This window comes from Labedella gwakjiensis (assembly GCF_003014675.1).
GTDB lineage: Bacteria > Actinomycetota > Actinomycetes > Actinomycetales > Microbacteriaceae > Labedella > Labedella gwakjiensis.
This window is the reverse complement of the sequence record NZ_PYAU01000001.1, coordinates 3748609-3761377: the sequence shown is the minus strand read 5'-3', so window position 1 is coordinate 3761377 and position 12769 is coordinate 3748609. Positions and strand designations below refer to the sequence as shown.

Below are 12769 nucleotides of genomic sequence, written 5' to 3'. Positions count from 1 at the left end.
GACGGGCTGGACCATGAGCGCGTTCGGGGGGTCGCCGGTTACGGCGTGAGTACGAGGGTATCCACCGTGGCGTTCTCGACGGCGTCCGGGGTGAACCCCCACGTGCGTGTCTCGTGGCTCGCCCAGGCGTCGGTCTGGTCCGTGTAGTGCGGGTGGAAAGCGTGCCCTGAGGCACCCGTGAGGTTGATCCACGTCGACCGGTCGAAGTCGTCGAGGTCGATGACCATTCGCATGGAGGGGACCCAGTCCACCGCGTAACCGTTCGGGAGATCCCATCCGGCCGCATCCACGACGCTCGAGCCTCCGGAGAGCTCCCACGGGCCTCTGTTGAAGAGCCACTCGATCGGCGCGACGCCCGATGTGCCGAAACTCGCGTTGCGGATGTCGAGGCGATGGAGGTCGCCCCAGGCCCATTCCTCGGAGTCCCCGCCGAGCAGGGCTGTCGTCTCCGCCCAGGCGTCGGTGACCGCCCGAGCGAGGGCGTCCTCGACGCCCGACACGTCGTCGGCCTCATCCTGCCACCAGGCGGAGTCGGGCTGTTCGAGCAGCCGTTCGACCACGAGGAACCACCGGGATCCTCCGGCCGGCGGGCGGTCGTCCGGGAGCGAGGGACGGAAGGTGGTGTCGAGCAGCGTCTTCCAGAACACGTTGAACAGAGCGGAGGCGCCGCTGTCCGCGTCGTCGTGGAAGTCCCAATCGGCGAGGATCTCCTGAGCGTCCGCGACCCGTCCGGACGACTCCAGCTCGAGGATCCGGGGAACGATGACGGCCGCGACGGCGTTGTAGTCGTCGCCCTGGATGTCCGCCATGTCGTCGGCCGTGATCGGCTCGCCCTCCTCGATGAGTCCGCGCACGAGCGTGTCGATCCGATCGGCGCGGTATCCGGCATCCCAGTCCGTGGTCAGGAACGGGCCGTCACCGGGGGTCGTGACGGCGTTGTTGGCGGTCACGATGTATCCGGAGGGCGGGTTGTAGACGCTCGGGAGGTCGTCGAAGGGGACCTCGCCGGTCCAGCCCGTCGAACTCGTCCACCCTGTCTGAGGGGTGGTCCCGTCTCCACCGGCCCTGATCGGGATCCGCCCGGGCGCCTGATAGCCGATGTTGCCCTCCACGTCCGCGTAGACGAGATTCTGGGACGGCACCTCGAACAGGCGTGCCGCCTCCCTGAAGGAGTCCCAGTCACGGGAAGCGTCGATGGCGAAGATCGCGGTGGGCGTTCGTCCCGGAGTCAGGGCCGTCCACTGCAGGGAGAGGGCGTAGTCGCCTTCCGGTTGCTCTGTCGTGGAGGGGAGGTCCTCGGCGATGGCACCGAGGTCGGGGGAGACGTCCGACACGATCGGTCCCCGCCCCGTGGAGCGGATCCGGATCTCGACGTCGTCTCCTCCGGCGACGCGGATCGTCTCCTCCCGGACGTCGAGCGGGATCATCTCCCCGTCGAGTTCGTACTCGTCGCCCGTGACGCGTTCGAGGTAGAGGTCGGCGACGTCGGGCCCGAGGTTCGTGAAGCCCCAGGCGACGGCATCGTTGTGGCCGATGATCACACCGGGGAGCCCTGAGAAGGTGAAACCCGCCACGTCGAAGGGGCAGGCGTCGCTCACCGTGCTGCAGCGCAGACCCATCTGGTACCAGATCGACGGCATCGCCGGCCCGAGATGCGGGTCGTTCGCAAGGAGGGGGCGTCCGGACTCGGTGTGATCGCCGGACACGACCCAGGCGTTCGAGCCGATCTCGGAGCCCGCGCGGCCGAGCAGTTCCGGCAGGCCCGAGAGGACGGCGTCGAGGGTCGAGAGGGATCGTGTCGTGGCCTCGGTGTCGGCCGTGCTGTCGGTGTCGATCGTCGGCGCGGAGGCGAGAGCGTTGGTGGAGATCGGGGTGGAGAGCGCGTTCGCCCCGCCGACGATCGTCGCATGACGGTCCGCCGGGTACGGCGGGTAGAGGTCGGCGACGAGAGAGGGATCGAGGGTCGATGAGAGGAGCGCCCTGTCGATCTCCGACTCCAGGTTCGATCGCAGATCCCACGCCATGGCCTTCAGCCAGGCGACGCTGTCGGCCGGCGTCCACGGCTCGGGCTCGTATCCCGGATTCTGCAGTCCGAGGACCGCGTACTCGAGCGAGAGATCGGCTCCACTCCGGGAATCGAGGTACGCGTTCACGCCCCGCGCATACGCCTCGTAGTAGGAGCGGGACGTGTCGTCGAGCGACTCGACCTCGGCCTCGGCGACAGTGCGCCAGCCGAGTGTGCGGATGAAGGTGTCGGTCGTGATCTGGCTCGATCCGAACAGCTCCGACAGGCGGCCGGCGGTGACGTGGCGCCGGAAGTCCATCTCCCAGAATCTGTCCTGAGCGTGCACGAAGCCCTGCGCGGCGAACAGGTCCGCCGCGGAGTCCGCCACGATCTGCGGGATCCCTGCGGCGTCGCGGGTCACGACGACGTCCGCGTCGAGGCCCGCGAGACTCAGCTCACCGGACGTCTGCGGGAAGGAACGCTGCACCGTCCAGAGTCCGATCCCTCCCACGACGACGGCGGCCACGGCGAGCAGACTGATGACGACGAGGGCTGCTCGACGAACCGGGTGTCGGCGTCTGTCGTAGGCGTCCCGTCGCATGCGCACTCCCTCGTGTCGGCAACCGGCCGGTCGACGGCCGGAGGGGTGAACCCGTCAGGCGTGCAGCGCGGTGTTCAGGACAATACCGGTCCCTGAGCGCTGGAGCACCTCGACGGCGCCCGTCGTGGAGTTCCGGCGGAACAACAGACCAGGGTGGCCGCTGAGCTCCGCCGCCTTCACGACCGGGCGGTCCTCGGTGTTCGTATCGATGACGGTGACCTTCGTCCCTGCCGTGATGTAGAGCCCGGCCTCCACGACCGAATCGTCGCCGATCGAGATGCCGATCCCCGAGTTCGCTCCGAGGAGCGCCCGTTCCCCGACGGACACCCGGTGGGACCCGCCTCCCGACAGCGTTCCCATGATGGATGCGCCGCCGCCGATGTCGCTGCCATCGCCCACGACGACCCCCTGCGAGATCCGCCCCTCCACCATCGAGGCCCCGAGGGTCCCCGCGTTGAAGTTGACGAAGCCCTCGTGCATGACGGTCGTTCCGGGGGCCAGGTGCGCCCCCAGCCGGACGCGGGACGCGTCGGCGATACGCACTCGATCCGGCGTGACGTAGTCGAGGAGGCGGGGGAACTTGTCGATGCCCGTGGCGTGGATGCCCGCGCGCTGCAGAGCCGGGCGGAGGGTGTCGAAGTCGGTGGGGTGCACCGGGCCGGCATTCGTCCACACGACGATCGGGAGATGCCCGAAGACGCCGTCGAGATTGATCGTGTTCGGGGCGACGAGCACGTGGGACAGCAGGTGCAGTCGCAGGTAGGCGTCTGGCGTGTCGGCTGGGGCTGCGTCGAGGTCGATCTCGACCGTCACCACGTCGACGGTGACTCGCCGTCGCGGGTCGGCCGTCGCCAGGTTCTCGAATTCGGCCGGAGCGATCCACTTGTCTCGGCCCGCCGGGAGTCGACCGAGTCGCGGCTCGGGGAACCACGTGTCGAGCACGGTGCCGTCGGCGGCCGTCGAGGCGAGGCCGTACCCCCAGGCGAAGCGCGGTTCGGCTGTCGTGGCCGGAGCGGACGGGGAGGAGGCGTCAGGAGCGGTCATGACTCCTAGGCTAGTTGGAGTGCGGCGTGGAGGACGCCCGATGTCGCCCTCCATGGCATCGATAAACTGGGGCCATGGAGTCTCCCACCGCGACGGCCACGCCCGATCGACTCGACCTGACGGCTTCACCCGTCGAGCTGACCCGGATCATCTGCGACATCGAGTCCGTCTCGGGGGACGAGGGGCCTCTCGCTGACCTCATCTTCGAGGCCGTCAGCGCCCTTCCTCACCTCGACGTCGTGCGCGACGGTGACACGATCGTGGCCCGCACCGATCTCGGCCGGTCGCAGCGGGTCGTCATCGCCGGGCATATCGACACGGTGCCCATCAACGACAACGTCCCGACCGTCCGAGAGACGATCGATGGCGTCGAATACATCACGGGGCGTGGAACGGTGGACATGAAGGCCGGGGTGGCCGTTCAGCTCCACCTCGCCGCCGCCCTCACCGAGCCGAGTGTCGATATCACGTGGATGTGGTACGACCACGAGGAGGTCTCGGCTGAGCTGAACGGCCTCGGCCGACTCGCGGCCAACCGCCCCGACCTCTTCGCGGGCGACTTCGCGATCCTCGGCGAACCGTCGAACTCACGGATCGAGGGCGGGTGCAACGGCAACCTGCGGATCGAGGTGAGGGCGTTCGGGCTCCGCTCGCACTCCGCGCGCAGCTGGGTGGGCGACAACGCGATCCACAAGATCGTCCCCGTTCTCGACACCCTCGCGGCCTACGAGCCGCGCCAGGTCGAGGTCGACGGGCTCGTCTACCGGGAGGGCCTCAACGCCGTCGGCTTCTCCGGCGGGATCGCCGGGAACGTCATCCCCGACGAAGCGATGGTCCATATCAACTACCGTTTCGCGCCCAGTCGCTCGGTCGAGGAGGCCATAGCGCACATGCACGAGTTGTTCGGCGGCTACGACATCCGTGTGGTCGATCAGGCCGAGGGGGCTCGCCCGGGGCTCGACGCTCCCATCGCTCGTCAGTTCGTCGACGCGACGGGGACGGAGCCTGCCCCGAAGTACGGGTGGACGGACGTCGCCCGGTTCTCGGCCATGGGCGTGCCGGCCGTGAACTACGGTCCGGGCGATCCCCTCAAGGCGCACGCCGACGACGAACGCTGCTCGGTCGAGCAGATCGTCGAGTGCGAGCGGGGTCTCCGGTCGTGGCTCACGGCGTGATCGTGACCCACCGCGGTCCGCGACCGGCCTCGTCCCGCCGGTGACGGACGGGGAAGCCCGTTCCACGGCGTCGATGAGGGTGGCCCACGGGGCGGCGACCCGCGGCGTGCGCGGCGACAGGTTCAGAGGCATGCCATGGTGGGCGGCGGTCCTCGTCGTCTTCGGCGCGGCCAGGGTCGTCACGACCGTCTTCCTCCTCGTCCTCGCCGCCGCTCAGCCGGAGAACGCCTGGACGGGTGCCTCGCCGCGCTACATCGACTTCGCCTCGATGTGGGATGGTCGCTGGTACAACATCGTGGCCGTCTCCGGCTACCCCTCGTCGCTCCCGCTCACCGAGGACGGCCACGTCGGTGAGAACGCCTGGGCGTTCATGCCCGTGTACCCGGCGGTCGTCCGCATCGTGATGGTGCTCACGGGGGCGGAGTGGGCCCTCGCCGCCGTCGCCGTGTCGATCCTGGCGGGTTTCGGCGCGGCGCTCGTGACGTACCTGCTCTTCCGGGAGCGACTCGATCGTCGGACGGCCCTCTTCGGAGTCGTGGTCTTCGCCGTCGCCCCTGTGTCAGCGGTGTTCCAGGTGGCGTACGCCGAGTCCCTGCACCTGCTCCTCCTCGCCTGGGCTCTCCTCCTCCTGCTGCGTCGCCGGTACCTGCTCCTCGTCCCCGTCATCGTCGTGATGGGCTTCACACGGCCGAGTGCGCTCGCCTTCGCGCTGTTCCTCGGCCTGCACGTGGTCGTCCGGCTCGTGCGCCGGCGTCAGGACCCGTTCGCACCGCGAGAGCTCCCGACCGCGATCCTCGCCACGGTGACGAGCGTCGTCGTCGGGTTCGCCTGGCCGGCCATCGCCTGGGCGGTGACCGGATCGATCACCGCCTACACCGATACGGAACTCGCGTGGCGCTCGGCCTACATCGGGTACCAGCACCTCGTTCCTTTCGCCCCGTGGTTCCAGGGGCTCGAGTGGTGGGTGGGGAGTCGCTGGGGCTGGGTCCTCGTGGTCCTCATCGTCCTGGGCTTCGCGGCTGCGCTCCTCTCGCGACCGGTCCGGGCTCTCGGCGTCGATCTGCGCCTGTGGCTGGCGAGCTACGCGCTCTACCTCCTCGCCGTCTTCTTCCCGCAGTCGAGCACCTTCCGGCTTCTCGTGCCGCTCTTCCCGCTCGCCGGCGCGATCGCCGTCCCGACGTCCCGCGTGTATCGGGTGTTCGTCGTCCTCGGCTCGTTGGCGCTCCAGTGGGGGTGGCTCCTGATCGCCTGGAGGGTGGACGGATACGACTGGACACCCCCGTGATGCCCGCTCCGGTGCCGCGCAATTGGCGCGAAGCGCGAACAATCACGGATAATAGGGAGTAGTACACGAAAGGGGAGCCGAATGGCCGCAATGAAGCCGAGGACCGGAGATGGGCCGATGGAGGCCGTAAAGGAGGGTCGGCTCATCATTGTGCGCGTGCCGCTCGAAGGAGGAGGTCGCCTCGTCGTGTCGGTGAACGATGCCGAAGCGAAGGAACTCCACGACGCGCTCGCCGCAGTCGTCTCCGTCTGATCGAACCACCGGTCGACGACAGTCTGATCAGTAAGGCCCGATTCGTCGGGTGAACGCGAAACGCGTCCGGTCCCCTCGGGGCACGGACGCGTTTCGCTTGTCCCGAGTCGCCCTCGAGACGCCGCGATCAGGTCGCGAGCGTGGTGACCTGGAGGAGTCCGTCTCCCACGACGGACAGGGCGCTGACGACGGCGGTCGACGAGGCGACCTCATCGATCAGACTGCGGTAGCCGACGGTCACGTCGTCCCGTGCCGCGGGGTCGGCGACGCGCCCGCGGGACAGAGCGTGCGTCACGACGACGGTTCCGCCGGCCCGGACCAGTCTGAGGGCGTGCTCGAAGTACTCGATGACCGAGGCGGAGTCCGCATCGACGAGAACGAGATCGTAAGAGTTCTCGTTCATGCGCGGGAGGACGTCGAGGGCCTTCCCGGCGATGAGCCGGAATCGGTTCGTCGGGATGCCCGCATCGTGGAAGTGCTCGCGGGCCGCAGCCTGGTGCTCGACCTCGCTGTCGATCGACGTCAGGGCGCTGCGCGGGTTCCCGGAGAGCATCCACAGCCCCGACACTCCGGAACCGGTCCCGATCTCCATGATGTTCCGAGCGCCAGTGGCTGCCACCAGGAGCGCGAGCTGCGCGCCGACGGCGGGGGAGACCGCATCGATCCCCACCTCGATCGAATGGGCGCGGGCGCGGGCGATGGGTTCCGCCTCGACGACGACGTCGTCGGCGTACTTCCAGTTGGCGACGTGCTCAGACTTGCCGTCGTGAGAGGACTTGGCGTCGTGAGGGGTCACTGGTTCGCTCCGTGGTCGTGGTGTCGTGGCAAAGGGTCTGCCGCTGATCTCAGCCAGGATACGGCGCTGGCGCTGGCCGGACGTGCAGCCACGTCGGGGTACTCTTGATCCGTGTTCGGACTGACCCCTGAGAAGGTGCTGCTCATCGCGGTCATCGCCGTGCTGATCGTCGGTCCGGAGCGCCTGCCGCTCTACGCGTCGAAGTTCGCCCAGTTCATCCGGTGGCTCCGCGACCTGGCCCGTGGTGCCCAGGATCGCATGCGCGAGGAGATGGGGCCCGAATTCGACGAGGTCGATTGGAAGAAGCTCGACCCGCGTCAGTACGATCCGCGGCGCATCATCAAGGAGGCTCTCCTCGACGACGAGCCGGCGCCCGTCCTCACCGCTCCATCGCGCAAGGAGCCGACGGTGAAGCCGTCCGTGCAGCCGACCCATCGGTCGAAGCTGGAGTCCGGAGAGTATTCGGGGCCTCCGCCCTTCGATACGGAGTCCACGTGACCGCGTCCACCACCCGCGCCGGTCGCGAGCCGGCGTCGAGCGACGCCCTCGAGCGTGCGCTGGGCCTCATTGCGTCGATCCCCGACCACCCGACTCCCGGTGTCGTCTTCCGCGACCTCACTCCGCTCTTCGCCGACGGAGCGGCCTTCGCCGACGTGGTGGACGCGCTCATCGCCCCGTTCGCGGGTCGCTTCGACGCGGTCGCCGGTCTCGAGGCGCGGGGATTCCTTCTGGCCGGAGCGATCGCGATGAGGACGGGCGCAGGCCTCGTGCCGATCAGGAAGCAGGGCAAGCTCCCGCGCGCCACGGAAGCCCAGAGCTACGACCTCGAATACGGCAGTGCGACGATCGAGGCGCATCGCGGGGATCTGCCCGCCGGCTCTCGAGTGCTCCTCGTGGACGACGTCCTCGCGACGGGCGGCACGCTGGGAGCCGCGATCCGCGTGGCCGATCGCCTCGGATGGGACGTCGTCGGCGCTTCCGTGGTGCTCGAGATCGATGCTCTCGATGGGCGCGCTGTGGTCTCCGGCGACGGTGCTGCGCGGATCGTGAGCCTGTTCCACGTGTGAGTCAGGCTGTGCTCGTGCGTCGTCCGGTACCCGTGCGTCGTCGCCCGGTCAGCCGCTGAGCCCGCACCGGTCGGTGACGAACGCGTAGAGGTCCGCTCGAAGCGTGGAGGACGCGGGCACGCTCACGGAGCCCTCCGTGCCGCCGGTGAGCAGCACGCGCACGCGGAGTACCGTCCCGACCTTGTCCTCGGCGACGGCGTGAGCGTCGCAGCGTGCGGGCACAGCGGGGAGCGCGATCGTCGTCGGTGAGTCCCCGGCCGCCACCCTCTCGTCGACGCTCCATGCAGCGTCCCCGGACGCTGGAGAGAGCAGAGTGGTCGCGTCGACACCCAGGACGGTCAGGGACCCGGCACCCGGACCGGCGACGGGGGTCGCGGTCAGGGACAACGTCGTCACCGCAGCCGGCCCCTGCCCGGAGAGGTCGAGACGATCGGCCAGGCCGAACGCGACCACCTCGGATACCGCCTGCGTGAAGCACGCGGCGTCCGACAACCTCTCGACCGTCGAGAACTCGTCCACGGGTGCGAGCACGGCGGTGCGCGAGTCGCCGTCGGACTCGTAGGAGACGACGATCGACGTCATCGGGTCCGTCGCGGGGCAATCGAACTCGGGGACGGCGATCCGGAGATCGCGCGTCCGTCCGGCCGGGACGATGGCGTCCCCGTCCCACGAGGCATCGGCGTCGAACGCCGGAGAGGACAACCGGGCCGAGCGGACGATCAGCTCGGCGTCCGTGACGTTCTCGACGGAGATCGCGAACATCCCCGTCGTGTAGTCCGTCCGCCCCTGGGTCACGCCGACGAGGATGTGCCCATCGGTCGCGGCGGCTGCCGCGTCTTCCGCCGCGGTGTCTGCGGAGACGGTGACCGACGCGGAGGTCCGTGGCGCTGGAGCCGACGAGCACCCCGACAGGGCGACGAGCACGGCCACCGCCGCGGCCGTCGATACTCGCGCCCGTCGTCGGTTCACACGACGTTCACTCCGAGAGGGCGGCCGGCGAGACCGCGGCCGCGAGACATCACCGCGTCGGTGAGCGCCGTGATCGCCCGCGCGGCCGGATCGTCCGGTCGATCGAGGACGACGGGGATGCCGAGGTCTCCTCCTCTGCGGAGGTCGACGCTCAACGGGATCGAAGCGAGCAGCGGCACGGCGGCCTCCTGGCCGCGCGAAAGACGCTCGGCCACGTCGGCCCCGCCCCCCGACCCGAACATCTCGACCACGGTACCGTCCGGCGCGACGAAAGCCCCCATGTTCTCGACGACACCGATGACGTGCTGCCCGGTCTGACGAGCGACCGTTCCACTGCGTTCGGCGACATCGGCCGCAGCTGCCTGCGGCGTCGTCACGACGATGACCTCGGCGTGGGGGAGGATCTGCCCAACAGAGATGGCCACGTCGCCGGTGCCGGGCGGGAGATCGAGGAGCAGCACATCGAGGTCGCCGAAGTAGACGTCGGTGAGGAACTGGTCGATCGTGCGATGCAGCATCGGTCCGCGCCACGCGACCGCCGTCGCCGGGTCGTCGACGAACATGCCGATGGAGATGACCTTCACTCCATGAGCGACGGGGGGGAGGATCATGTCGTCAACTCGCGTGGGCCGGACGGCGCGGCCCGGTCGTTCCGGGTCGTCGAGTCCGAGAAGGCCGGGGATGGAGAAGCCGTGGACGTCCGCGTCCACCAGCCCGACGGCGAGTCCGCGAGCGGCCAGTGACACGGCGAGGTTGGCCGTCACCGTGGACTTGCCGACGCCGCCCTTGCCGCTCGTGACGGCGATGACGCGGGTGAGGGAGTCCGCGGTGAAGGGCATCCGTCGCTTGCCGGGACCGCGCAGACGTTCCGTGAGGGCCGCCCGTTGTTCGCGACTCATCACTCCGACGTCGACCGAGGTGGAGGTGACCCCATCGACGCGCGCGATCGCCTCTCGAACATCGCGTTCGATCGTGCGTGCGGCTGGGCATCCGACGATGGTGAGGCGGATGTCGACCTGCGCGGCCCCGTCGGCGTCGACGGAGACATCGCCGACCATGTCGAGCTCCGTGATCGGGCGCCTGATCTCCGGATCGATGACCGCGTCGAGCGATCGACGCACGCGGTCCGCGAGGGCGCCGTGGTTCTGCGGGACCGCTCCGTCATGCACGGGAACGGTCCGCGCTCTCCCCGTCGGTTGTCGCGCCGTCGCGCTGCTCCTCGAGCTCCTCCAGGAGCGAACGGAGCTCCTGCCGGATGAAATCCCGGGATGCCATGTCCTTGAGGGCCAGCCGCAGCGCGACGACCTCGCGCGCGAGGTACTCCGTGTCGGCGAGGTTCCGCTCGGAGCGCTGACGGTCCTGCTCGATCTGCACGCGGTCCCTGTCGTCCTGCCGGTTCTGGGCGAGGAGGATGAGCGGAGCGGCGTATGACGCCTGGAGGGAGAGGATGAGGGTGAGGGCCGTGAAGCCGAGCGCCGCGGAGTCGAATCGCATGTTCTCGGGCGCGACCGTGTTGTACCCCAGCCAGGCGATGCAGAAGGCCGTGAGGCCGAGCAGGAACCAGGGCGTGCCCATCGCGCGGGCGATCCACTCGGTGAAGCGCCCGAAGCGGTCGCTCGACTGCCGGCGACGCGGAACGAGAACGGGAGCGCGCATGCCTTTCGGTGCGTCGAGGCGCACGTCCTTCGAATTCCTAGCCATGCGTCATCCTCCGTCCGGTACGCAGCTTCTGGGGGTGGTCGTCGTCGCCGTGACTTCGCCAGTCGTCCGGCAACAGGTAGTCGAGGATGTCGTCAATCGTCACCACCCCGACGAGGCGATGGTTGTCATCGACGACCGGCACCGACACGAGGTCGTAGCTCGCGAGGATGCGAGACACCTCGGCGGCCGACGTGTCGGCCGAGACCGGATCGAGACTCTGGTCGAGGATCGTGCCGAGCCGTTCGTGAGGCGGATACCGCAGCATCCTCTGGAAGTGCACCATCCCGAGGAAACGTCCGGTGGGCGGCTCGTACGGCGGCAACGTGATGCACACGGCAGCACCCAGCGCGGGAGGGAGCTCGGCTCGGCGCACGAGGGCGAGGGCCTCCGCCACCGTCGAATCGGCTGACAGGATGACGGGCTCGGTCGTCATGAGTCCACCGGCCGTGTCGGGCGCGAACGTCAGCAGCATCCTGACGTCCTCGGCCTCCTCCGGCTCCATGAGCTCCAGGAGGTGCTCTCCGCGTTCGGTCGGCAGCTGGGCGATCAGGTCGGCGGCGTCGTCTGGCTGCATCTGGTCGAGGACGTCGGCCGCCCTGTCGTCGTCGAACTGGGCGAGGATGTTCACCTGATCGCTCTCGGGCATCTCCTCGAGAGCATCGGCGAGGCGGTCGTCCGGCAGCTCCCCTGCGACCTCGAGCATGCGCTCCTCCGGCAGATCGAGGAGGGTGCTCGCGAGGTCGGCCGGCTTGAGGTCCGAGTAGGTGGCGATGAGCTGCTCGGCTGACTGGGCTTCCGTGCCTCCGGTCTTCTCGGCGACGTCGCGCCACGAGACGAACGAGGTGTGGCCCTTCGCGAACAGGGACGAGTTCGTCTTCGGCCGCCGGACGAAGTACTGGCTCACGGCCCACGTCCCGCCCGACTTCTGCTCGATAGCGACGTCTTCGATCGTGGCTTCGCCCGAGCCGTCGGCGAAGAGCACCTTGCGACCGAGGATCTCGGCGATGACGCGTTCCTCGCCGGCCCGCTGCTCGAACCGGCGCACGTTGATGAGGCCGGTCGTGATGATCTGGCCCGAGGCGATGCTCGTCACCCGGTTGATGGACACGAACACTCGCCTCTTGCCGGGGATCTCCACGAGGAGGCCGACGACGCGCGGGGGATCGGTGGGTCTCGAGACCACGAGGACGTCGCGCACCTTGCCGACCCGGTCACCCGCCGGATCGAACACCATGCACCCGGCCAACCGGGCGACGAAGACTCTTGTGGCACTCACCCTCCTAACTTAGACCGCCGCGCGAAGACGGGCGGTCTCGTCACGGGATGTTCAGCCGGCGGGTGGGACAATGGTGGGGTGAGCATTCCCCAGAACGGACAACGACGCGGACCCGTCATCGGCATCCCCTCGGGTGAGACGGTGGCCTCCTTCGACGATTACGCCGGCGCGCAGGCGGCCGTCGACAAGCTCGCGGCGGCGGATTTCCCCGTGCGCCGTGCGTCGATCGTGGGATCCGACCTCAAGAGCGTCGAGCGCATCACCGGGCGGATGAGCTACGGACGAGCCGCCGCGGCCGGCGCCTTGAGCGGCGCCTGGCTCGGACTCTTCTTCGGCCTGCTCCTCGTGATCGTCTCGCCGGAATCGGGTTTCGTGTTCGTCGGTGCCGCTGCCCTCATCGGTGCCGCGTTCGGCATGCTGTTCAACGTCGTGACCTACACGGCCAGACGTCGCCGGCGGGACTTCAGCTCGATCGCGCAGATCGTGGCCTCGTCCTACTCCGTCATCGTCGAGGTCGAGCTCGCGAACAAGGCGCGGAACATCCTCGGAGTGTCCGCCACATCGAGCGGCGAACAGGGTCCGAGCATGTACCTCTAGT

Annotated in this window: 13 protein-coding genes; 6 read left to right on the top strand and 7 right to left on the bottom strand. The window is 68.9% G+C overall.

Annotated elements, in window-relative coordinates; all coding sequences use genetic code 11:
- Positions 1 to 38: 38 nt before the first annotated feature.
- Both CLV49_RS17740 and dapD read right to left on the bottom strand, forming a co-directional pair.
- Entirely contained in the window at positions 39 to 2606 is a 2568-nt protein-coding gene (locus CLV49_RS17740) for a penicillin acylase family protein (RefSeq protein ID WP_106564722.1), read from the bottom strand.
- A gap of 54 nt (positions 2607 to 2660) precedes the next feature.
- Positions 2661 to 3650, bottom strand: coding sequence for a 2,3,4,5-tetrahydropyridine-2,6-dicarboxylate N-succinyltransferase (dapD, locus tag CLV49_RS17735; protein ID WP_106564721.1), 990 nt, complete (start codon positions 3648 to 3650; stop codon positions 2661 to 2663).
- Positions 3651 to 3724: 74 nt separating this feature from the next.
- Here dapD and dapE point away from each other — a divergent pair, with 74 nt between their 5' ends.
- The 3 genes from dapE to CLV49_RS17720 all read left to right on the top strand — a co-directional run bounded on the left by dapE (position 3725) and on the right by CLV49_RS17720 (position 6362).
- Positions 3725 to 4825, top strand: a complete 1101-nt coding sequence (dapE, locus tag CLV49_RS17730) for a succinyl-diaminopimelate desuccinylase (RefSeq protein WP_106564720.1) — start codon at positions 3725 to 3727, stop codon at positions 4823 to 4825.
- Positions 4826 to 4955: 130 nt separating this feature from the next.
- Positions 4956 to 6110: a hypothetical protein gene (locus CLV49_RS17725; protein ID WP_106565208.1), complete on the top strand. Its 1155-nt coding sequence runs from the start codon at positions 4956 to 4958 to the stop codon at positions 6108 to 6110.
- 81 nt (positions 6111 to 6191) lie between these two features.
- Positions 6192 to 6362 (top strand): DUF3117 domain-containing protein, encoded by a 171-nt coding sequence (locus tag CLV49_RS17720; protein ID WP_106564719.1) that lies wholly within the window; start codon positions 6192 to 6194, stop codon positions 6360 to 6362.
- Positions 6363 to 6489: 127 nt separating this feature from the next.
- Here CLV49_RS17720 and CLV49_RS17715 read toward each other — a convergent pair whose 3' ends face one another.
- On the bottom strand, positions 6490 to 7158 hold the full coding sequence (locus CLV49_RS17715) for an O-methyltransferase (RefSeq protein ID WP_106564718.1): 669 nt from the start codon (positions 7156 to 7158) through the stop codon (positions 6490 to 6492).
- A 111-nt stretch (positions 7159 to 7269) separates the two neighbouring features.
- Here CLV49_RS17715 and CLV49_RS17710 point away from each other — a divergent pair, with 111 nt between their 5' ends.
- Positions 7270 to 7656, top strand: a complete 387-nt coding sequence (locus CLV49_RS17710) for a twin-arginine translocase TatA/TatE family subunit (RefSeq protein WP_106564717.1) — start codon at positions 7270 to 7272, stop codon at positions 7654 to 7656.
- A complete protein-coding gene (locus tag CLV49_RS17705) occupies positions 7653 to 8225 on the top strand; it encodes an adenine phosphoribosyltransferase (protein WP_106564716.1) in 573 nt (190 codons plus the stop codon). Before CLV49_RS17710 ends, CLV49_RS17705 begins: the two co-directional genes overlap by 4 nt.
- A gap of 48 nt (positions 8226 to 8273) precedes the next feature.
- On the opposite strand, the gene CLV49_RS17700 is transcribed toward CLV49_RS17705, so the two are convergent.
- From CLV49_RS17700 to CLV49_RS17685, 4 genes are read right to left on the bottom strand one after another with little or no spacing between them, the layout of a single operon-like run.
- Positions 8274 to 9194, bottom strand: a complete 921-nt coding sequence (locus CLV49_RS17700) for a hypothetical protein (protein ID WP_127054211.1) — start codon at positions 9192 to 9194, stop codon at positions 8274 to 8276.
- Complete coding sequence (locus tag CLV49_RS17695; protein ID WP_243696505.1) at positions 9191 to 10363, bottom strand: Mrp/NBP35 family ATP-binding protein; 1173 nt, start codon at positions 10361 to 10363, stop codon at positions 9191 to 9193. Before CLV49_RS17695 ends, CLV49_RS17700 begins: the two co-directional genes overlap by 4 nt.
- Positions 10356 to 10895: a DUF1003 domain-containing protein gene (locus CLV49_RS17690; RefSeq protein WP_106564714.1), complete on the bottom strand. Its 540-nt coding sequence runs from the start codon at positions 10893 to 10895 to the stop codon at positions 10356 to 10358. Before CLV49_RS17690 ends, CLV49_RS17695 begins: the two co-directional genes overlap by 8 nt.
- Positions 10888 to 12171 (bottom strand): magnesium transporter MgtE N-terminal domain-containing protein, encoded by a 1284-nt coding sequence (locus CLV49_RS17685; RefSeq protein ID WP_106564713.1) that lies wholly within the window; start codon positions 12169 to 12171, stop codon positions 10888 to 10890. Before CLV49_RS17685 ends, CLV49_RS17690 begins: the two co-directional genes overlap by 8 nt.
- A gap of 78 nt (positions 12172 to 12249) precedes the next feature.
- Between CLV49_RS17685 and CLV49_RS17680 the strand changes: the two genes are divergently transcribed.
- Positions 12250 to 12768: a general stress protein gene (locus CLV49_RS17680; RefSeq protein ID WP_243696506.1), complete on the top strand. Its 519-nt coding sequence runs from the start codon at positions 12250 to 12252 to the stop codon at positions 12766 to 12768.
- The last annotated feature ends 1 nt before the right edge of the window (position 12769 follow it).